Annotated in this window: 18 protein-coding genes and 1 pseudogene; 10 read left to right on the top strand and 9 right to left on the bottom strand. The window is 58.2% G+C overall.

The features are described 5' to 3' along the window. Nucleotides 1-13: 13 nt before the first annotated feature. Nucleotides 14-2,557 carry an NADH-quinone oxidoreductase subunit NuoG gene (nuoG, locus tag N8E88_RS18975; protein ID WP_262295028.1) on the top strand — a complete coding sequence of 848 codons (2,544 nt, stop codon included), beginning with the start codon at nucleotides 14-16 and terminating at the stop codon, nucleotides 2,555-2,557. Between the two features lie 46 nt (nucleotides 2,558-2,603). On the opposite strand, the gene N8E88_RS18980 is transcribed toward nuoG, so the two are convergent. The 4 genes from N8E88_RS18980 to N8E88_RS18995 all read right to left on the bottom strand — a co-directional run bounded on the left by N8E88_RS18980 (nucleotide 2,604) and on the right by N8E88_RS18995 (nucleotide 5,305). Further along, the gene (locus N8E88_RS18980; protein ID WP_262295029.1) at nucleotides 2,604-3,044 is read right to left on the bottom strand and encodes a CBS domain-containing protein; all 441 of its coding nucleotides are present in this window, start codon (nucleotides 3,042-3,044) and stop codon (nucleotides 2,604-2,606) included. 45 nt (nucleotides 3,045-3,089) lie between these two features. Continuing rightward, a complete protein-coding gene (locus tag N8E88_RS18985) occupies nucleotides 3,090-3,656 on the bottom strand; it encodes an NADH-quinone oxidoreductase subunit I (RefSeq protein ID WP_262295030.1) in 567 nt (188 codons plus the stop codon). A gap of 30 nt (nucleotides 3,657-3,686) precedes the next feature. Then, nucleotides 3,687-4,673 carry an NADH-quinone oxidoreductase subunit NuoH gene (gene nuoH, locus N8E88_RS18990; RefSeq protein ID WP_262295031.1) on the bottom strand — a complete coding sequence of 329 codons (987 nt, stop codon included), beginning with the start codon at nucleotides 4,671-4,673 and terminating at the stop codon, nucleotides 3,687-3,689. 161 nt (nucleotides 4,674-4,834) lie between these two features. Then, nucleotides 4,835-5,305, bottom strand: coding sequence for an aminoacyl-tRNA deacylase (locus tag N8E88_RS18995; protein ID WP_262295032.1), 471 nt, complete (start codon nucleotides 5,303-5,305; stop codon nucleotides 4,835-4,837). Between the two features lie 211 nt (nucleotides 5,306-5,516). On the opposite strand from N8E88_RS18995, the gene N8E88_RS19000 reads away from it, so the two are divergent. Further along, nucleotides 5,517-6,341 carry an isocitrate lyase/PEP mutase family protein gene (locus N8E88_RS19000; protein ID WP_262295033.1) on the top strand — a complete coding sequence of 275 codons (825 nt, stop codon included), beginning with the start codon at nucleotides 5,517-5,519 and terminating at the stop codon, nucleotides 6,339-6,341. Between the two features lie 107 nt (nucleotides 6,342-6,448). Here the strand turns inward: N8E88_RS19000 and hisD are convergent, their stop codons facing one another. Next, nucleotides 6,449-7,732, bottom strand: a complete 1,284-nt coding sequence (hisD, locus tag N8E88_RS19005; protein ID WP_262295034.1) for a histidinol dehydrogenase — start codon at nucleotides 7,730-7,732, stop codon at nucleotides 6,449-6,451. 171 nt (nucleotides 7,733-7,903) lie between these two features. On the opposite strand from hisD, the gene N8E88_RS19010 reads away from it, so the two are divergent. The 5 genes from N8E88_RS19010 to N8E88_RS19030 all read left to right on the top strand — a co-directional run bounded on the left by N8E88_RS19010 (nucleotide 7,904) and on the right by N8E88_RS19030 (nucleotide 12,740). Next, a complete protein-coding gene (locus N8E88_RS19010; RefSeq protein ID WP_262295035.1) occupies nucleotides 7,904-8,452 on the top strand; it encodes a type II toxin-antitoxin system RelB family anti-toxin in 549 nt (182 codons plus the stop codon). Between the two features lie 101 nt (nucleotides 8,453-8,553). After that, nucleotides 8,554-9,594, top strand: a complete 1,041-nt coding sequence (locus tag N8E88_RS19015; RefSeq protein WP_262295036.1) for an ABC transporter substrate-binding protein — start codon at nucleotides 8,554-8,556, stop codon at nucleotides 9,592-9,594. A 121-nt stretch (nucleotides 9,595-9,715) separates the two neighbouring features. Next, entirely contained in the window at nucleotides 9,716-10,777 is a 1,062-nt protein-coding gene (locus tag N8E88_RS19020) for an ABC transporter ATP-binding protein (RefSeq protein WP_262295037.1), read from the top strand. Beyond that, nucleotides 10,774-11,955 carry an ABC transporter permease gene (locus tag N8E88_RS19025; protein WP_262295038.1) on the top strand — a complete coding sequence of 394 codons (1,182 nt, stop codon included), beginning with the start codon at nucleotides 10,774-10,776 and terminating at the stop codon, nucleotides 11,953-11,955. Before N8E88_RS19020 ends, N8E88_RS19025 begins: the two co-directional genes overlap by 4 nt. Further along, complete coding sequence (locus tag N8E88_RS19030) at nucleotides 11,952-12,740, top strand: ABC transporter permease (RefSeq protein WP_262295039.1); 789 nt, start codon at nucleotides 11,952-11,954, stop codon at nucleotides 12,738-12,740. Before N8E88_RS19025 ends, N8E88_RS19030 begins: the two co-directional genes overlap by 4 nt. A gap of 348 nt (nucleotides 12,741-13,088) precedes the next feature. Here N8E88_RS19030 and N8E88_RS19035 read toward each other — a convergent pair whose 3' ends face one another. From N8E88_RS19035 to N8E88_RS19045, 3 genes are read right to left on the bottom strand one after another with little or no spacing between them, the layout of a single operon-like run. Next, nucleotides 13,089-13,844: an ABC transporter ATP-binding protein gene (locus tag N8E88_RS19035; RefSeq protein ID WP_262295040.1), complete on the bottom strand. Its 756-nt coding sequence runs from the start codon at nucleotides 13,842-13,844 to the stop codon at nucleotides 13,089-13,091. Next, entirely contained in the window at nucleotides 13,838-14,905 is a 1,068-nt protein-coding gene (locus N8E88_RS19040) for a FecCD family ABC transporter permease (RefSeq protein ID WP_262295041.1), read from the bottom strand. The genes N8E88_RS19035 and N8E88_RS19040 overlap by 7 nt, the downstream gene beginning before the upstream one ends. 3 nt (nucleotides 14,906-14,908) lie before the next feature. Next, nucleotides 14,909-16,036 carry an ABC transporter substrate-binding protein gene (locus N8E88_RS19045; RefSeq protein ID WP_410010688.1) on the bottom strand — a complete coding sequence of 376 codons (1,128 nt, stop codon included), beginning with the start codon at nucleotides 16,034-16,036 and terminating at the stop codon, nucleotides 14,909-14,911. A 127-nt stretch (nucleotides 16,037-16,163) separates the two neighbouring features. Here N8E88_RS19045 and N8E88_RS19050 point away from each other — a divergent pair, with 127 nt between their 5' ends. Further along, entirely contained in the window at nucleotides 16,164-16,970 is an 807-nt protein-coding gene (locus N8E88_RS19050; RefSeq protein WP_262295042.1) for a class I SAM-dependent methyltransferase, read from the top strand. Nucleotides 16,971-17,030: 60 nt separating this feature from the next. Here the strand turns inward: N8E88_RS19050 and N8E88_RS19055 are convergent, their stop codons facing one another. Continuing rightward, on the bottom strand, nucleotides 17,031-17,288 hold the full coding sequence (locus N8E88_RS19055; protein WP_262295043.1) for a helix-turn-helix domain-containing protein: 258 nt from the start codon (nucleotides 17,286-17,288) through the stop codon (nucleotides 17,031-17,033). A gap of 257 nt (nucleotides 17,289-17,545) precedes the next feature. Between N8E88_RS19055 and N8E88_RS19060 the strand changes: the two are divergent. Beyond that, a pseudogene (locus tag N8E88_RS19060) lies at nucleotides 17,546-17,739 on the top strand (type II toxin-antitoxin system VapC family toxin); the annotation flags it as partial. 412 nt (nucleotides 17,740-18,151) lie between these two features. Continuing rightward, on the top strand, nucleotides 18,152-18,973 hold the full coding sequence (locus tag N8E88_RS19065; RefSeq protein ID WP_262295044.1) for a lytic murein transglycosylase: 822 nt from the start codon (nucleotides 18,152-18,154) through the stop codon (nucleotides 18,971-18,973). The last annotated feature ends 3 nt before the right edge of the window (nucleotides 18,974-18,976 follow it).

Consider the following 18,976-nt stretch of genomic DNA (forward strand, 5'->3'; position numbering starts at 1 on the left):
CCGTAGGAAAGTCATGGTCAGTGTCACGATAAATGAACAAACGTTGGAAGTGGAGGCCGGCTCTACGGTGCTGCAGGCCGCTGAGCGTTTGGGCATTGATATCCCCACCTTCTGCTATCTGAAACGGTTGCCGGCGCTGGCCTCATGCCGCATGTGCCTGGTGGAGATCGAGGGGCAGCGGCGGCTGCAGCCTTCCTGCGCCACCGCAGTCACCGACGGCATGGTCGTGCGGACGAATACGCCGCTGATCGATGAAACACGCTCGTCCATGCTCGACATGCTGCTCGCCAACCACCCCCTCGACTGCCCGATTTGCGACAAGGGCGGCGAGTGCGAGCTTCAGGACATGGTGATGGCATATGGGCCCCGCGAAAGCCGGTTCCGCGATGCCAAACGTGTGTTCCACTCCAAGGACATCCGTCTCAGCCCGGTCATCATCATGAACGTCAACCGCTGCATCCAGTGCCAGCGCTGCGTGCGGATGTGCGAGGAGGTGGTCGGCGCGGTCGCCTTGGGCACGGTTGAAAAAGGCATGGATACCGCCGTGACCGGCTTCGAGGGCAGTCTCGCGAGTTGCGACCAATGCGGCAATTGCGTGGAGGTCTGTCCAGTCGGAGCGCTGATGAGCTTCCCTTATCGCTACAAGGCGCGGCCCTGGGATCTGGCCGAGACCGACACAGTCTGCCCGCATTGCGGCACCGGCTGCCAACTGACCGTCGGAGCGCGCAAGGGTGAGTTCATGCGGGTCCGCTCGAAAGCGGAGCACGGGGTCAACCGCGAAACGCTCTGCGTGCGGGGGCGCTTTGGCCTTGATTTCGTCGAGAGCCGGGACCGGATCAAGCGGCCGATGGTGCGTCGTGACGGCACCCTCGTTCCGGTTTCCTGGGAAGACGCGGGAGACTACCTGCAGCAGCGCTTGTCTGCCGTCGCGGCAAAGCCTGCGGGCGGGCTGGCTTCGCCTCGCCTTCCCAATGAGATGCTGTATCAGTTCCAGAAAATGATGCGGACGGTATTCCGGACCAACAACATTGACTGCTCGTCGCGCTGGTCCACACCTTTCGATGCGCTTGGCCCCTTGGTGGCGGCTTTCTACGCGCGCGCGCCGCTTCAGGACGTGATCGGCAACGACTGCGTGCTTGTCGTCGGCGGCAATGTGACCGACGAGAACCCGGTTACCGAATACCTGCTGCGGGACGCCACGCGGCGCCGGCAAACCAGGTTGCTGATGCTCTCGGCGCGGCCATCTCGTCTGGACGCTGATGCCAGGGCGGTCGTTCGCGTTCCACCGGGCGGTGAGGCTGCGAGCCTTGCCGCGATTGTTGCAGACATCGGCGCGGCAAACGGCGGGGCAGTAGCTGCCGCCGATAGTGACGAAACGAACGGTCTGGCCACGGCTCTTCTGGCAGGCCGGAGCGTTACCGTGCTTGTCAGCGCCGACCTCCTGAGGTCACCGCAAGCGCGCGCGACCTTGCAGCAGCTCAACAACCTTTTGCAGGTTCTCCGCGTACTGGGCAAGGGACCTGCGATGCAGTTCCTCTTTGACCGTGCCAACCAGCTGGGCGCCTGGGATATGGGGGTTCTGCCGGTGGTGCTGCCGGGGCTGCGGGCGGTGGACGATGCTGCGGCGCGCGCGACTCTCGAGCGGGCCTGGAGCGCCGAGATCCCGTCCGCACCGGGCGCGGATTTCGACGCCATGCTGGAGCTCTGTGACACGGGGCGAATGGGCGCGCTCTATATCGCCGGGAGCGACCCCCTGATATCCTATCCCGACCGGGAATTCGTGCAGCGGGCGCTTCGTGCCGCCGATCTCCTGATCGTGCAGGATGCGTTCCTCACCGATACTGCGGGCCTGGCCGATGTGGTGCTGCCCGCAGCAAGCTACGGCGAGGAATCCGGCACTTTCACCAACAATGAAGGCCGGATCCAGAAGGTCTGCAAATTCCGCGAACCCGCGCACGAAGCGCGCGGCAATCTGGCAATCTTCGACTTCGTCGCGGCGCTTCGCAACCAAGCGTTGCGGCCATCGATTCAAAACGGGATTTTTGACGAGATTGCCCGGCTGGTTCCGGCCTATGAGGGGCTGGCGCAGGACCGGCTTGGCTTTGACGGAGCATTCACCAAGGCGTCCCGTGTGCCGCCAGTTGGCGAGTTCTTCGCCCCGCCGCTTGCCCCCACTGCAACCGACCGGCTCATGTTGATCACCGGCAACTGCCTGTTCCACAACGGATATCTGTCCGAACACTCGGAAATCCTGAATACGGTCGCGGATGACCCTTATGTCGAGATGAGCGCGCGGGATGCCGTGCAGCTAGGTCTTTCGGATGGCGATCAGGTGGTCGTGCGATCCGCCCGAAGCGAGCTGACCGCGCAGCTAAAGGTTAACAAGCGTTTTCCCACGGGGCTCGTGTTCGTTCCCGAAAACTACAAAGCCCTGCGTCTTAACAGACTGATGCGGCGGGGCGAATACCCATGTCCGGTCGACGTTCAAAAGGCGCACGCGACCTTCGAGATCGCCGCTGTCACTGCAGTAGGGACTGGGCCTGAGAATCTGGGCTGAGGCACTACGGAGCCCCAACTGTTGCCTGCACCTCGAGCCGGCGACGTCAGTGATGGGCGGTCCCGGCAATGTATTCATGCAGCGCCTGCTCATTGCGAAGCGCTTCGTCGAGCCGGTGCTTGACCACGTCGCCAATGCTCACCACGCCGACAGGCGTGCCGCCCTCCATGACCAACACATGGCGCGTACGCCGCTCGGTCATGATCGCCATCACAAAGGGCAGAAAATCCTCTGTCGAACAGGTCGCCACACTGCGGTTCATGATGTCGGCGACCCGCATTATGGGCGCCTCGGTTCCGTATTCAGCCACCGCATAGCAGCAGTCGCGCTCCGATAGCGTGCCCAGGCATTGTCCGGGAGAGCGGCCGACGACCACGAAGCCGATGTTGTTATCCCGAAACAGCCGCAGGGCTTCCATCATCGGCTGATCCGGTGTGACCGAGATGAGCTCGGGAGACTTGGTCTTCAAGATTTGGCACACATGCATCTGAGCCTCCTGTCTGCGCGCTCCGGTCTGACGGCAAGCGCGCGTTCACGTTTGCCGGATATTCCTCCACCAGTTGTACCCGTGCGGCTCGCTCGTCTCGACCAGAACGTTCTGTTCGGTGTTCAGTCGTGCAGCAACCACGCCGCCGCCGGTCGCCGCCTTGCCCGGCTTGCCGAGCAGACTGTCACGCCCGATCACCAGGTCACGCGAGGAAAAACTAGAAAATTCATACTGCTGGCCAAGCGCGATCGCGTCCGCAGGGCAGGCATCCTCGCACAGCCCGCAGAACAGGCACCGGGCCATGTCGATCTCGAATTTTGCCGGATGACGATTGCCCTTCTCGTCCTCGTAGGGGATGACTTCAATGCAGTCGCAGGGGCAAATCCGCGCGCAGAGTTCGCAAGCGACGCATTTGATCTCGCCTTCGTCGTCGCGCGTCAGGAAGTGATGCCCGCGGTAACGCGGGTAAGGCAACCATTTTTCCCTGTCCGGATACTGCATGGTCACGGTTCTGGAGAACATGTAACCGAAGGTCAGAGCCAAGGCACTTGCGAGATCGGCGAAGAACGCCCATCCGATCCATGCTCCAACTCTGTGCCGTGCGCGCGACATCGCCGCCTCGCTGCCGGGCCGCTGTGGCCCCTAAAAGAAAACAACACCGGTTATTATTATGTTCGCCATCGACAGAGGAAGCAAGACTTTCCATCCGATCGCCATCAGTTGGTCGTAGCGGTAGCGAGGGAAAGTGAAGCGGAACCATATAAACAAATAAACGAAGAACGCGACCTTGAGCAGAAACCAGAGGAGTGGTGGCAAGGGGACCAGAACCCCATTCCAGCCGCCGAAGAACAGGATCACCACCAGCACCGACACCAGCAGCACGATGGCATATTCGCTGACCATAAAGAACGCAAAGCGGATACCGCTGTATTCGGTATGGAAGCCGGCCCCCAGATCGCCTTCCGCTTCCGCCAGATCGAAGGGAATGCGCTGCGCTTCGGCGAGTCCGGCGACGAAGAACACGAAGAAGCCGACCGGTTGATAGACGATGTTCCAGACATCGGTTTGCGCCCGCACGATATCGAGCAGACTCATGGATTGCGCCAACATTACCACGCCGATGACCGCGAACCCCATCGGAATCTCGTAGCTGATCATCTGCGCGCAGGTCCTGAGGCTGCCCAGGACAGCGTATTTGCTGTTAGAGGCCCATCCGCCGAAGATCACGCCATAGACCTCGAGCCCGATCACCGCGAAGACGAAAAGGAGCGCCACATTCATGTTGGAGACGTAGAGCGTGATCTCGGTACCGAGGACCGACACGGTTTCGCCGAAGGGGATTGCGACGAACGCTACAAAAGGTGGGGCGAGCGCCAGGATTGGCGCCAGTTTGAACAGGAAACGGTCGGCCTCGGTCGGGATGTGATCTTCTTTGGTCAAAAGCTTGATTCCGTCCGCCACCGGCTGCAGCAGGCCGTGCCACCCCACCCGCATCGGCCCCATCCGCTGCTGCATGTGCCCGGCAATCTTGCGTTCCAGCCAGGTCAGCGGCAAGGGCAGCAGCAGCAGGATCGCAATCAACAACGCTACCTTGAAGACGATCAGGCCTAGGGCGACGACAAGTTCCATGATCCGCGACTACTTGTTCAACGGGTTGAAACGCGCGACCGGACTTTCGCTCCGGCCGTGCTGAGCACTTTCCGCTACTGCATGGTGCGACGGCGACGCACCACAATTATGTTGTCGCTGGCACCGCGTCGGCTGCCGAGTCGCGACCAGGATCGCGACATCTATGATAGATGGCTGAAGCGGGCGACCCGCGCATCCTTCATAAGGCTGCGAAAGTTCGGTCCGCTGACGTGCACCAGTGTCTTGTGGTCACCGCCCTCGAAATAGACGTCGCTGGCGTCGCCGAGGCTTTCGTCGAGGATCACCGGCACATCGTAAGCCGACCCGATTGGCGGCACCGCGCCAATGTCGCAATCGGCGAAGAGCGAACTGACCTCCTCCTCTGAGGCGAGACCAAGGCGTCTGTCCACCACATCCTGCAATGTGGAGAGCTCGATCCGGTGCGTGCTCGGTACAACGGCCAGTACGTATCCCATTTCGTGATGCACGACCACCGATTTGGCCAGTCTGCTGCCTGGAACGTGTGCCGCCTGCGCCGACTGGCTGGTTGTGGCTGTACGGTGATGAGCGACGGTGTCGTAGGCGATGCCCTGACCGTCGATGTAGTCCCGGAGTTTCGTTGCGATTGTCATCCTAGGCGCCCCTTATGTTGCGTGGTGAGGCATAAAAACATTCTCCTCTCATAATCTGCGAAGTCAACGACGAATGAGAGCCGCATTGCAGCAGTCCTAGAGATGATCGACGTGTCGTTGCGGAAGTCCTGAATCTCTCATCTCGATTTTGTTCTTCAGTTGTTTTATTGGTCGTGCAATGCTCGGGCCCAGCACCAGGTTGGAATAGAAGATGGAAGACAAACGTTCCGCATTTCGCAAATTGCATGAGGGACCGGGCGCCTTCATCATTCCCAATCCTTGGGATGTTGGGACCGCCCGGATTTTGGCTGCCTTGGGTTTTCCCGCACTCGCCACCACCAGCGCTGGCATGGCGTTCTCTCTGGGCATCGCGGAGGGAACAGTATCGAGGGAGAAGACCTTGAACCATTGCCGAACCATCGTGGCAGCAACGCCCCTGCCTGTCTCGGCCGACCTTGAAAAAGGCTTTGGCGACAGTCCGGAGAGTGCTGCCGAGACAATCCAAGCTGCTGCCGCAATTGGTCTCGCCGGGTGTTCCCTCGAAGATCATACCGGTCGGCGCGATGATCCGATCTATGATTTCACACTGGCGGTCGAACGCATCGAGGCCGCTGTGGAGGCGCGCCGATCTCTCTCCCATGATTTTGTGCTGACAGCGCGCTGTGAGAATTTTTTGTGGGGCCGGCCCGATCTTGACGAAACCATCCTGCGACTGCAAGCTTTCGAAAGGGCCGGGGCTGACGTACTCTACGCACCTGGCCTTAATGACCTCAGTACGATCCGGTTGGTTTGTGAGGCAGTGACGAAGCCGGTCAACATAGTAATGGGAATGCCGGGAGCAACATTCGACGTGTCGGACCTGGCGGAGGCGGGCGTCAAGCGCATCAGCGTCGGTTCGGCTCTGGCGAGGCTATCCTTCGGCATGTTCGTGAATGCGGCGCGGGAAATGCGATCAGCAGGCACCTTCTGCTTCTCAGAGCAGGCTATTGGATTCGCGGAATTGGAGGGATTTTTCACCGGAGCGACGAAGGCATGAGAAGTCGCGGAATTCCTAAAACCGCTTCGTGCCAGGAGTTAACCCGAAGCGGAAGTTCGTGTGATCCGGGCCGTTGCAGACACGGGTACTGAGATTCGAACACAAGCCTAATTCCGGCTCAGTCGAAGCGCCGCTGCCCGGCGATGGCCCTCCATACCCTCTGTGCGACTTTGCCGTACCGAGGGGGGAGCGACCGCTGCCACACCGCGCTCGTCGAGCCATTGGTGGGTGCACACCTTGACGTAGGAACCTACCCAGAGACCTCCGGTGTAACGTCCTGCGGCCATGGTCGGAAGCGTGTGATTCGTCCCGCAGCACTTGTCAGAGTACACAACGCTCGCAAGTTTCCCGATGAAGAGAGAGCCATAGTTGCGCAATTTCCCTGCGGTGGAATGGGCATCGCGTGTGTGAACCTCAAGGTGTTCCGCCGCGATATGGTCCGAATACTCAATCATTGCGGCTTCATCAGCACAAACGGTGATCTCACCATAGTCGCGCCACGCGACGCCGGCGACGTCGGCCGTGGGCAGTGTTGCCAGCTGGCGTTCGACTTCCTCCAGTACAGCCCCGGCGAGTTTTTGATCGGTTGTGATAAGGCCAATGCGGGTCCTGACATCGTGCTCGGCTTGCGCCAGAAGGTCGGTGGCGATCATCTCCGCGTCGCCTGTTTCGTCGGCAACGATATAAATTTCGCTAGGACCTGCTAATTGGTCGATGCCGACCTGGCCGAACACCTGCCGCTTGGCCTCATTGACGTAGGCGTTGCCGGGCCCAACGATCTTGTCGACGGCGGGAATGGTTTCGGTGCCGAACGCCATGGCGGCAATGGCCTGCGCCCCGCCCACTTTGAAGATCCTGTCCGCACCCGACAAATGGCATCCGGCAATCATGGCCGGATGGGCATTGGGCGGCAGGCAGGCGATGACCTGATCGCAGCCGGCAACCTTTGCTGGCACGATGGTCATTACGGGGGCGGACAGGATCGGATATCGACCCCCAGGCACGTAGGCCCCAACAAACTTGACCGGAATGATCCTGTGTCCCAGGTGCAATCCCGGAAGGGCATCGAATTCGAGGGGAAGTATGGTTCGAAGTTGTGCCTCGGCGAACGCCTTCACCCGCTCAATGGCAAACTCCGTGTCTTTCCGGGTCTGAGGATCGAGGTTGGCAACCGCTTCCAGGCGATCCTCGAGGCCCACTTCGAAGGCTTCAATATCCACCCTGTCATAAGTGCGTGAGTATTCTCGCACGGCAGCGTCTCCTTGTGCACGCACATTTGCAATGATGTGCTTGACGGTGGCTTCGATTGCGATTGTGTCCGATACCGAGGAGAGGTTTGGCTGCTTGAGATGCCTTGTCTTGTCACCCAATTGGCTGGAGCTGTTTGCCATTTGAATCTCCGGGTTGCTTGTGGGAGGAATGGCGTCACAATCATGCACCCGCCGGTTTACTGCAATTGCTGCCGGAGCATCTGTTCAGTATATTCACCAAAGGCGGCGCGTTTTACACGTCGTGCGGTGACAGGCTATTTCGATGAGGCACTCCAATCTTGGGAAAATCCAATGCCAAAAATCGGCGTCAAACTGAAAGAGATGCGGCGCAGGCGCGATTTGGGCGTGCGAGAGCTGGCCGTGAGATCCGGAATCTCCCATTCCACCATTTCCCTGATAGAGCGGGACAAGATGAGTCCGTCAATCGACACGTTGAGTGCAGTGCTGGACGCGCTCGGGACGACGCTCCCCGGGTTCTTCAGCGATCTTCAGTCGAGCCTGCCATACACACCGTTCTACGGAGTGCAGGACCTGGTGGAGATCGGCAAAGTCGATACCATCTCATTCCGTGTCATCGGCCTCAACCATCCTAACCGGCAGCTGCTTATGCTGCACGAGACTTACGCGGTCGGCGCTGACACCGGAGCAGCCTTCGCGCACGCCGCACAGGAGGCGGGAATGGTGATCAAAGGTGCAGTGGAAGTGACCGTTGGCGGCCAGAAAAAGATCCTTAACAAGGGCGATGGGTACTATTTCGACAGCCGGCTCCCCCATCGCTTCCGCAATGTAGGCGAGCAAAAGAGCGAAATATTAAGCGCGATAACCCCGCCGACATATTGACTTGTAACGGTGATTTTAATCACCGGGGCGCTTTATCAGGCTTTCAATCGAGTCAAACTGTGGTTTCTTAGCTTAGTCATAGAAAAACAAGGGGAATGACGATGAAAATTCTGAACGCAGCATTGATTGCATTCGCGTTGGCGACCATCGGAACCGCGACCGCTGAAGCCCGTGATCTGACAGTCGTGTCATGGGGTGGTAATTACCAAGACGCCCAGCGCAAAATCTATTTCGAGCCTTTTGCAAAGCAGGCCGGAAAACCGGTGCTCGATGAGAGTTGGGACGGCGGATACGGCGTGCTTCAGGCCAAGGTGAAAGCGGGCGTTCCAAACTGGGATGCGGTCCAGGTTGAGGCCGAGGAACTCGCGCTTGGCTGTGCGGACGGCATTTACGAAAAGGTCGACTGGGACAAGTTGGGCGGCAAGTCCGCGTTCTTACCGGCTGCAGTCAGCGATTGCGGGGTTGGCGCGATCGTTTGGTCAACTGGAATCTCCTATGATGGCGACAAGCTGAAAGAAGCGCCCGCCTCTTGGGCAGACTTTTGGGACACGAAGAAGATTCCTGGCAAGCGGGGCCTGCGCAAAGGAGCGAAATACGCGCTTGAATTCGCCTTGATGGCGGACGGTGTGGCTGCCGATGAAGTTTACTCCGTTCTTGCCACCCCGGAAGGCGTCGACAGAGCCTTCAAAAAACTCGATGAGCTGAAGCCGAACATTGTCTGGTGGGAGGCCGGAGCACAGCCGCTTCAGTTGCTATCCTCGGGAGAGGTGGTCATGACGACTGCTTATAACGGTCGTATCAGTGGTTTGAACAGGTCCGAAGGCAGGCACTTCGGCTTTGTGTTTCCGGGCAGCATTTATGCTATCGACAGTTGGGTAGTGCTGAAGGACAGCCCGAACAAGGACACGGCGATGGACTTCATTGCCTATGCAAGCAAAGCGGACAACCAGGCTAAATTGCCCGAATACATCGCCTACGGACTTCCCAACATCGAGGCGGGCCAACTCGTGCGTGCAAAATTCCAGATCGAGCTTCCGACTTCGCCGGACAATCTCAAGGGAGCGATTTCCTTGGATGTTGATTTCTGGACCGACAATTCCGAGGCTCTGACGCAGCGGTTCAATGCCTGGCTCGCGCAATGACTTTGTTCTGTATGGGCGCTGAGATATACGCGGTCCTGCCTTCGCCGTTGTGACGGACAGGATCACGGTTTGTCGGAGCCGCCATTTCCGCATTGCTTCCCGAGAGCTGAGGTGATCGACGTTGAACAATCCATTCATTCGCTTGGAGGAGGTCAGCAAATCCTTCGGGCTCCTCACCGTTGTCGAGGGACTGAATCTTGAGATCGGCAAGGGGGAGTTTATCAGCCTGCTTGGTCCCTCCGGTTCTGGCAAAACGACGATACTCATGATGCTTGCGGGTTTCGAGAATCCGACAAGCGGCGCCATCTGGGCTGGCGGCCAACGAATTGACAGTTTGCCGCCCCACAGACGCAATATGGGCGTCGTCTTCCAGAATTATGCGCTCTTCCCGCACATGACGGTTTCGGAGAACGTCGCCTTCCCTTTGAAAATGCGCAGCCTTCCGCGTGCGGAGGTGAAGGAGCGCGTGGGAAAGGCTCTCGATATGGTGCAGCTTGGTTCACTTGCCGAGCGGCGTCCGTCACAGCTGTCGGGCGGACAGCAGCAACGGGTTGCATTGGCACGTGCGCTGATCTTCGAGCCAGAAGTGGTCTTGATGGACGAGCCGCTCGGCGCACTGGACAAGCAACTGCGCGAACAAATGCAATTGGACATCAGGGATCTGCATCGGCGGCTCCAGCTGACGATCGTCTTTGTGACGCACGATCAATCGGAGGCGTTGACGATGTCGGATCGCATCGCAATTTTCAATCGCGGAAAAATAGAACAGATTGGCAAACCCTCGGATATCTACGACCACCCGAGCACGCAATTCGTCGCGGAATTCATTGGCGAGACAAATCTGGTCTGGGGTTGCGTACAAGGCATCGAAGGCGATACGGCCCGTGTCCAGTTGCCCGGCGGCCAGCAGGTTTTCGTTGAAACAGCCACGGACCTTCGTCCAAACAGCAGTGTTTGCCTGTCGATAAGACCCGAGCGGATAAAGGTGGGACGCCGGGCGGGCAACAACATCACCGCCGCCGTCTCCGATATCGTCTATCACGGGGATCATTTGCGGCTGATCGCACGAAGCGACAGCCAGTCGCTGATCGTCAAGACAGACCGCAGCCAGCCCACGCTTTCGATTGGTGATGAGGTGCACCTTTCCTTCCTGCCGTCCGATTGCTGGGTGGTCAGCCCATGAATCCGCCAAGGTTCAGCAAACAGGTGATTTCCCTGGCACTTGTCGCGCCGCTATTGCTGTTCCTTATTGTTTTTTTTGCGTTACCGCTCGTCACGATGATGAAGTCCGCTGTGTCCGACCCGGTGGCGGCACGCACACTCCCCGCAACCGCGCGATCCGTTTCGAGCTGGGACCGCACCAGCCCCCCAACCGTTGAAATGCAAGCTGCTTTCATTGCCGACCTGCGCCAGATCAGCGACGATCAATTGTTCGGGGATCTTGTCCGGCGGCTGAACAGTGCCAAATCCGGCTTTCGCACCTTGATGCCCAAAACGCGTAAGGCTGCTTTGGACACTGCCGGTAGCATTGATCTTGTTGCGCTGGACAAGCGATGGGGTGACATTTCCTACTGGCAGGCCGTCAGCGTGGCAGCATCTTCAAGAATCACAGACCGCAATCTTTTGGCAGCAGTTGACCTGCAACGGGACGCGTCCGGTGCAATTGCCTCTCTTCCGGCTGATGCTTCGGCGAACAAGGCCATAATGCTGCGAACGTTTGTGATGGCTTTGACGGTGACAGGGGCGTGCGTTTTGATCGGTTTTCCCTTTGCCATGATCGCCGCCTCGGTCGATGGCTGGAAGCGGCAATTGTTGCTGGGTGCGGTGCTGTTGCCGCTCTGGACTTCACTGCTGGTGCGAACCGCGGCATGGTTCATCTTGTTGCAGGACAGGGGGCTGATCAATTCGGTCTTGATGCAATCGGGCGTAACGTCAAGTCCGATACCGCTGATCTTCAACCGGGCCGGCGTCATCATCGCCATGACCCATGTCCTGCTTCCCTTCATGGTGCTTCCGATCTTCAGTGTGCTGATCGGTATCCCCAAAAACCTGATGCCGGCCGCGGCGTCGTTGGGCGCTCATCCCGTCAGGGCATTCTTGAATGTCTTGTTGCCGCTCGGGCTGCGCGGCGTCGTTTCTGGTTCGCTTCTGGTATTCATGAGCGCGCTCGGTTACTACATCACACCGGCCTTGATCGGCGGTGCGAAGGATCAGATGATCAGTTCGGTGATCGCCTACTACGCCACGGGCGCAGCCAACTGGGGCATGGCAGGGGCGCTTGGACTGGTGCTCCTGGCGGCCACGATGATCCTCTATGCGATATATCTCAGGCTTTCGTCAGAACGGGAAACGAGTCCGTGAACGTGTTGCGTTTTTCGAAACTGATTTTCGGTTCTGCGACCGTCTTCTTTCTGATCGCACCGCTGATTGCGATCCTGCCGCTCGCTTTCACCGATAGTGTCTTCCTCAACTATCCCCTTCCAGGTTACTCAACCCGATGGTTCGTTGAGCTGTTCACCGCCGGCGTGTGGCAGCGGTCCATCATCAACAGCCTCATCATCGGTTGCGGCACTACCGTGCTTGCGACATTCTTGGGAACCGTTGGTGCTCTCGGACTACGGGACAAGCAGCTTTCGCTTGTCCTTACGTCCATCAAGACGATTTTTCTCTTGCCGATGGTGGTGCCGGCGGTCGTGCTGGGCGTCGGCATGCAGCTCATGTTTGCTCGATATGCTTTGACCAACACCTATCTTGGGGTGATCATTGCCCACACTGTGGTGGCCGTGCCCTTTGTCGTCGTCAACGTCCTGGCGGTATTGCAGGGGATTGATCGCCGGTTGGAGCAGGCGGCAGCCAGTCTCGGCGCAGCACCCGTTACGGTGCTGAAACAAGTAACCTTGCCGCTGGCGCTCCCCGGTATCGTATCTGGGGCTGTCTTCGCCTTTGCGACGTCGTTGGACGAAGTCGTGCTGACGCTGTTTGTGGCAGGCCCAAACCAGCGGACGCTCGCGCGGCAAATGTTCTCCACGATACGGGAAAACATCAGCCCGGCTATCGCTGCCGCAGCCTTCGTTTTCATTGTCGGCACCGTGTTGATTGCGATCGCTGTGAACTTTTCGCGAGGTACCAAACCGGCGAATGGATAGCCATCGTTAGGCAATGCCCCTGTCCGGCAAGCCATCTCTGGACTCTCAGTATCCTGGTCCACTTAGTGCGATGCCTATTAGGGCATTTAGAAGGTGGAACATTCCCTTGCGGAAGCAGTTAGGAGCTCATCATAAGGAGACATTGATATGGGTGATCCAATACCTACCCCAGAGCCGGAACCGAACCCGCCGTTGCCGGACGATCCGCCTATCCCGGCCCCCGAGCCAGGGCCCTTACCAGTTCCGCCGTTAAGGCAGTGCCTACCCAAAACGTTGGTAATGTATGACGACGAACTCTTCCATGTCGCTGACCGAAGGCTGTAGGTTGCGGAAGGCTATTTTGATTCCTTAAAGGATGGAGTGGTCGACGATGACTACCGGCTTACCATGCGAGCACATCTCTACCCGCGCCTCTACCCGGTAGATATCGCGCAGCATGGAACCGGTGATCACATCGCGGGTCCGGCCGCTGGCCACCATTGCGCCCTTGGCGATGACGATGGTGTTTTCGCAATAGCGTAGCGCGTGATTGAGGTCATGCAGGGCAATCAGCACCGACATGCCGGACTTTCCGGCCAACGACCGCATGAAGCCCAGCACTTCGATCTGTCGAAAGAGGTCGAGCGCCGAGGTGGGCTCGTCCATCAGCAAGATTTCGGGCTTGCGGACAAGCGCCTGGGCAATCGAGACCAGCTGGCGCTGCCCGCCGGAAAGCTCGTCGAGGCCGCGAAAGGCAAGGTCGTCGATCCGCAGGGACTGCAGGACGCGGTCGATTTCCAGAAGCTCGCTATCGCGCACGTTCCAGCTTGAGCCTTGCTTGCTAGCAAGCAGCACGGATTCGTAGACCGTCAGGACAGAATTGGCGCCAGTGTCCTGCGGCATGTAGCAGATGGTTTCCGGACCTTTCAGTGTATCGGACAGGACAACCGTTCCCGGCCCTGAAGCGAGCCCGGCGATGCGCTTGAACAAGGTGGATTTGCCCGCTGCATTCGGACCGATGACGGCGGTGATAACGCCGCCATGCAGGACGTCGGTATCGACGTCCGACAACACGACGTGCCTACCGTATTTGGCGCCGACGCCCTTGAGTGTCAGACCTACCATGCCCTTCTCCGATTGGTGAAAATCAGAATGAAGAAGAAGGGCACGCCTACCAGCGCGGTAATTACCCCGATCGGCAGGATGGCGCCAGGAATGAGTGTCTTCGATACGACGGATGTGGCCGACAGAAGCAACGCGCCACAAAGCACAGACGCCGGCAGGAAAAACCGCTGGTCTTCACCCACCAGCATACGGGCGATATGCGGGCCGACCAGGCCGACGAATCCAATGGTGCCAACAAAGGAGACCGGAATAGCTGCAAGCAGGCTGACCGTCATCATCATCTTCAGCCGCAGTCCACGTACATCAATTCCAAGGCTCGCCGCCTTGTCTTCACCCAGCCGTAACGCGGTTAGCGCCCAAGCCTGCCGTGCAAACACTGGAAGAGCGAATAGAAGTACTGCGCCAGTAATATACACCTTCGGCCAGGTCGCTTTGGTGAGGCTACCCATGGTCCAAAAAACGACCGCAGCCAGCGCCTGTTCCGAGGCTAGATACTCGAGGAGCGACAAGAGCGCATTGAAGGTGAAGACCAGTGCAATTCCGAGCAGCACGATGGTTTCGACCGTAACACCGCGCATGGTGGAGGCGAAGTGAATGAACAAAGCCGCTGCCATCGCCATGAGGAAGGCATTGATCGGGATCATGAACTGAACGGCCGTCGGAAAGAGCGCCACCCCGCCAACAAGTCCAAGCGCTGCGCCAAATCCGGCGGCAGCGGAAATGCCTAGCGTAAAGGGGCTTGCCAGCGGATTGGCGAGAATGGTCTGCATCTGGGCCCCAGCAACCGAGAGCGACGCACCGACGGTCACGGCCATCAGTGCGATCGGCATCCGGATATCCCAGATGACGACGCGAAGCTGATCGCTGACCGAACCGGGATAGAACAGGGAGACCAGCACTTCTTTCAAAGTGTAATTTGCTGGCCCCAGTGCCATGTCGATGGAGACGCTGAAGAACAGTGCCGCCACCATACCGCAGATTAGGACGATCCGGCGAAATGCCATGGCGCGGTATTGGGCTCCCCCTGTTGTCGTTTCGCGCTGTTCTGCGGCAATGGCCATCGGTTATTCGTCTCTCAGGGAGACGAAATAGCCGGGCTTGTAATCCAGCGGCAGGAAGCGCGCATGCAGCTCCTTGAAAGTGGCTTCCGGATCCAGATTTTTGAACAGTTCCGGATGCAGCCATTTGGCAATCTCCTGGATCGCCACGAACTGATACGGGTTGTTGTAGAACTGGTGCCAGATGGCGTGGACATTGCCGTCCTTGACCGCCTTGACGCCGGTGAAGGCCGGGCGCTTGGTCAAGTTCACAAGCTTGCGGTGTGCTTCGTCGAGATCAGCACCGTAGCCGACGCCGACCCAGTTGCCACCTGGAACATAACCCTGCCAATTGCCGCCGGTGATAATGATCTGATCGGGATTGGAGGCGATAATCTGTTCCGGATTAACCGCACCAAACGTGCCAGGTATGATGTCCTTGGCCATATTCGTGCCGCCGGCAATTTCAACCATCTTGCCGAAATTCTCATTGCCGAATGACATGCAGCAATCGTCGGAATAGCCTCCGGCGCGTTCGATGAAGACGACCGGTCGAACCAAGTCGGTCTTGGAAAGCACGTTCGTGACCCTGGCGATGCTGTCGGCGCGAAACTTGATGAAGTCCTCGGCCTTGGTTTCCTCGCCAAGCAGCTTGCCCATGATCCGCATACTGGCTTCGGTGTTTTCCATCGGTTTTTCGCGGAAGTCGATATAGACGAGCGGGATACCGACCTTGCCGAGCTTTTCGATATAACCAGACTCTTCGGTCGAGGTCTTTGCGTCAAGGTTCATGATGATGACGTCGGGCTTTAGTGAAACCGCCTGCTCGATGTCGAAGGTGCCGTCCTTCATGCCACCGAAGGTCGGCAGCTTTGCCATGTCCGGATATTTGGCGAGGTAGGCAGCATAGCTTTCCGGATCGGCCTTCGACAAATCATCCCGCCAGCCAACGACGCGCTTGAAAGGCGCATCCCGGTCCAGCGCGGCGACAAAATAGATCTGCCGGCCTTCACCGAGAATGACATTCTCGACCGGGACGCTGACCGCGACGTCACGACCGGTTATATCCTTAATGATGACCTTTTCACCGGCCAGCGCGGTGCTGGAAAACATCGCGCCGAAACCCACGGCGATCAGGGCGGCCTTGCCGATCATACCCATCATTTTTCAACTCCATCAAACTGTGGGCTTGGTAGATATCATGATATTGACAGTCAAGATTTATCTTTTAGAAGGTTTCCAGAAATTGATAGCAAACACTGCAAGGCAAAGGCGGCCAACCATGACCGATAAGCCCCGTCTCTCGAACTATGACTTGCGCGACGAGATCAAAGCCTACTGGTCGGTGCGGGCGGCAACGTTCGATCAATCGCCTGGACACGAAATTTTCTCCGATGAAGAACGCGCCGCCTGGCATCGGCTGGTCGTCAAGCATCTTGGCAGGGGCAATGGCCGCTCGGCGCTGGACCTTGCCAGCGGTACCGGCGTGGTCTCGCATCTGATGGACGATCTCGGCTTCAAGGTGACCGGACTCGATTGGGCCGAACCGATGCTGGAGCGCGCCCGCAGCAAAGCGAAAATCCGCACCCGAAACATCATCTTCCGCATGGCCGATGCGGAGAACACCATGGAACCGGACGATCATTATGACGCGATCATTAACCGGCACCTGGTCTGGACGCTGGTGGATCCGGCAAGTGCCTTTGTAGAATGGCTGCGGGTTTTAAAACCCGGCGGCACACTGCTGGTGATCGACGGCGATTTCGTCAATACTACGATGTTTGAGCGAGCGTTGATGACGCTGGCCGGATGGGGGCAGCGCTGCGGACTTTTGAAGAGGGATCCGCTGAATGCTCCGCCCGGCATGATGGAAACACATCGCAGCATCATTTCGAGGATCTATTTCTCAAACGGTGCACGCGCCGAAACCGTCGCCCGCCTATTGGCTGGGGCCGGGTTTGAAAATATCGTCATAGATACCGACCTGAGCGAAATTCACCACACGCAGGCCAAGCACTGGAACATCCTTAAAGGGTTGGCCCGGGCCACGCAGCACCGATATGCCATTCGAGCGGACAAGCCATTCTAGGCGAAATGCGAAGCGTTGCTGCTCGAACCATTCGACGGCAGACGAAAGTCATCTCCGCAGTCACTTGCAGATGCACTTCGCATGTCCGCTGTCGACTGGCCGTCGTCCCTTGTCGACCATAGGCTGTGCACCAGGCGGACCGCCCGGACCCGCTTTGCAGCGTGAGGGAACCAGGTCGGTGACGCGCGCGGTGCCATGAATCGTTGAGCGGTGGCGGCCAAGAACCGAGGCAATCTGCGTCAAGCGTGCCTTGGCTTGACGCATCGGCGAAACAATGCGGCGTTCATCCATCGTCAATTGCGTAAAACTGCGGGGCATTCCATCCTCCTGAAAACAAAGAGGTTTTTGTACGTGTTGCAATTGAAAATAGAATGTGCCCACATAAATAAAGAAAATATGAGCGGCAATGAGTCTCAAAATGAACCGCAGCAACAGAATTCCAAACCCGACTCTAATTCTGATCTTGAACGTGGCTTACGAAACAGCCAAGAGTCCAAACTCGAGCTGGTAAAACCCAAGGCTGAAGATGCAACAAAGGCCTATCCGCTTGGACTGGTGATGAAAGGCCCGCCCTACCGCGTGCTGCGCTGTTCCTGGCGGGAAAAGTCTTCACGCAATACCGTAAGTCGGGAGGGTTGCGCACCGGCGTTCTGCCTGACTTCTTCATTGGCGCCCAAGCAGCCATTAGCCAACTGACCCTGCTCACCCGCGATGTCGGTCGATATCGAACTTATTTCCATCGCTAACGCTGATCACACCTGGTGTTTGACGCAGTCACAGAGACGAGACGCGAATTCACTTTCGGTCCGACGGATGCAGAGGCCCTGCAATTTATCGCGTCGCGGCGGCTGCGACGGCTATTGTGATACCAACCCGCGTTTCTTGGCCCGGGCGAGCAAGCGTAGCTGAAACTCTGAAGGGCTTCCAGCGGAACTCTCAAAAGATTCGTTCAAGGGCGGGCGCGGTGGCGCAATGGTGAGTAACAACCCTAGATTGTATCCGTGCCGCTCCTCGAATTGGCCGGTCACAAATGCGATTTGTCGCCCAAGGAGGCTCATAGCAAGCGTGAAAGGCCGAGAATGAGCGCTGTTTCACCCCATATAGCTCGATTCTTGCAGATGACAGAACGAAAGAAAAATGGCAGATAGGAGCACGACGATTCAACCTTCGAGGAGATTTTCATGGCATTCGTTGCCAAACGCAGATTGTTTGCAGGCGTCACGACAGCGCTTCTTATGACGGCAGGTGTGGCGCAAGCTGCCGCGCAATGCGGCAAAACTTCCGCCGGATTCGAGGCGTGGGTCCAGGACTACAAGCAAGATGCGCAGGCGCAGGGTGTTGGCAGCAGGGGCATCAATGCACTGGACAGCGTCAAATATTCCACGAAGACGATCAATGCTGATCGTAACATGAAGAGCTTCAAATATTCGTTCGACAAGTTCATGCAGGTGCGTGGTGGTCAGACGATCATCGCGCGGGGCAAGGCGCAAAAGGCGCAGAATGCGGCGCTGTTCGCCCGCCTCGAACAGCGTTATGGCGTCCCGGCCGGTCCATTGATTGCGATCTGGGGCATGGAAACCGGTTTCGGCAGCTTTATGGGCAATCAGCACACGCTTTCCGCCGTGGCAACGCTTGCCTATGATTGTCGTCGGCCGGACTATTTTCGCCCCAATCTCAATGCTGCATTGAAGCTTATCGACAATGGCACGCTTGCTCCAAATGCAGTCGGCGCCATGCATGGCGAAATCGGTCAGACGCAGTTCCTACCTTTGAACGTCTTGCGTTATGGCGCCGATGGCGACGGCAATGGCCGTATCGACATGGTCCGCTCGAAGGCGGATGCCCTCGCATCGACAGCGAATTTTCTGGTCGGACATGGCTGGCAGCGGGGCGCAGGTTACCAGCCGGGACAGGCGAATTTCGGCGCCATCGCGGGCTGGAACGCTGCCAGTGTCTACCAACAGGCGATTGCCTATATGGGCGCGAAGATAGATGGCGAATAATCG

The sequence above is a fragment of the Phyllobacterium zundukense genome, from assembly GCF_025452195.1.
Taxonomy (GTDB): Bacteria; Pseudomonadota; Alphaproteobacteria; order Rhizobiales; family Rhizobiaceae; genus Phyllobacterium; species Phyllobacterium zundukense_A.

Excerpts from the sequence above, each read along its gene's own strand:
- nuoG (WP_262295028.1), top strand. The coding sequence starts at position 14 with ATGGTCAGTGTCACGATAAATGAACAAACGTTGGAAGTGGAGGCCGGC.
- N8E88_RS18980 (WP_262295029.1), bottom strand. The coding sequence starts at position 3,044 with ATGCATGTGTGCCAAATCTTGAAGACCAAGTCTCCCGAGCTCATCTCG.
- N8E88_RS18985 (WP_262295030.1), bottom strand. The coding sequence starts at position 3,656 with ATGTCGCGCGCACGGCACAGAGTTGGAGCATGGATCGGATGGGCGTTC.
- nuoH (WP_262295031.1), bottom strand. The coding sequence starts at position 4,673 with ATGGAACTTGTCGTCGCCCTAGGCCTGATCGTCTTCAAGGTAGCGTTG.
- N8E88_RS18995 (WP_262295032.1), bottom strand. The coding sequence starts at position 5,305 with ATGACAATCGCAACGAAACTCCGGGACTACATCGACGGTCAGGGCATC.
- N8E88_RS19000 (WP_262295033.1), top strand. The coding sequence starts at position 5,517 with ATGGAAGACAAACGTTCCGCATTTCGCAAATTGCATGAGGGACCGGGC.
- hisD (WP_262295034.1), bottom strand. The coding sequence starts at position 7,732 with ATGGCAAACAGCTCCAGCCAATTGGGTGACAAGACAAGGCATCTCAAG.
- N8E88_RS19010 (WP_262295035.1), top strand. The coding sequence starts at position 7,904 with ATGCCAAAAATCGGCGTCAAACTGAAAGAGATGCGGCGCAGGCGCGAT.
- N8E88_RS19015 (WP_262295036.1), top strand. The coding sequence starts at position 8,554 with ATGAAAATTCTGAACGCAGCATTGATTGCATTCGCGTTGGCGACCATC.
- N8E88_RS19025 (WP_262295038.1), top strand. The coding sequence starts at position 10,774 with ATGAATCCGCCAAGGTTCAGCAAACAGGTGATTTCCCTGGCACTTGTC.
- N8E88_RS19035 (WP_262295040.1), bottom strand. The coding sequence starts at position 13,844 with ATGGTAGGTCTGACACTCAAGGGCGTCGGCGCCAAATACGGTAGGCAC.
- N8E88_RS19040 (WP_262295041.1), bottom strand. The coding sequence starts at position 14,905 with ATGGCCATTGCCGCAGAACAGCGCGAAACGACAACAGGGGGAGCCCAA.
- N8E88_RS19045 (WP_410010688.1), bottom strand. The coding sequence starts at position 16,036 with ATGATCGGCAAGGCCGCCCTGATCGCCGTGGGTTTCGGCGCGATGTTT.
- N8E88_RS19050 (WP_262295042.1), top strand. The coding sequence starts at position 16,164 with ATGACCGATAAGCCCCGTCTCTCGAACTATGACTTGCGCGACGAGATC.
- N8E88_RS19055 (WP_262295043.1), bottom strand. The coding sequence starts at position 17,288 with ATGCCCCGCAGTTTTACGCAATTGACGATGGATGAACGCCGCATTGTT.
- N8E88_RS19065 (WP_262295044.1), top strand. The coding sequence starts at position 18,152 with ATGGCATTCGTTGCCAAACGCAGATTGTTTGCAGGCGTCACGACAGCG.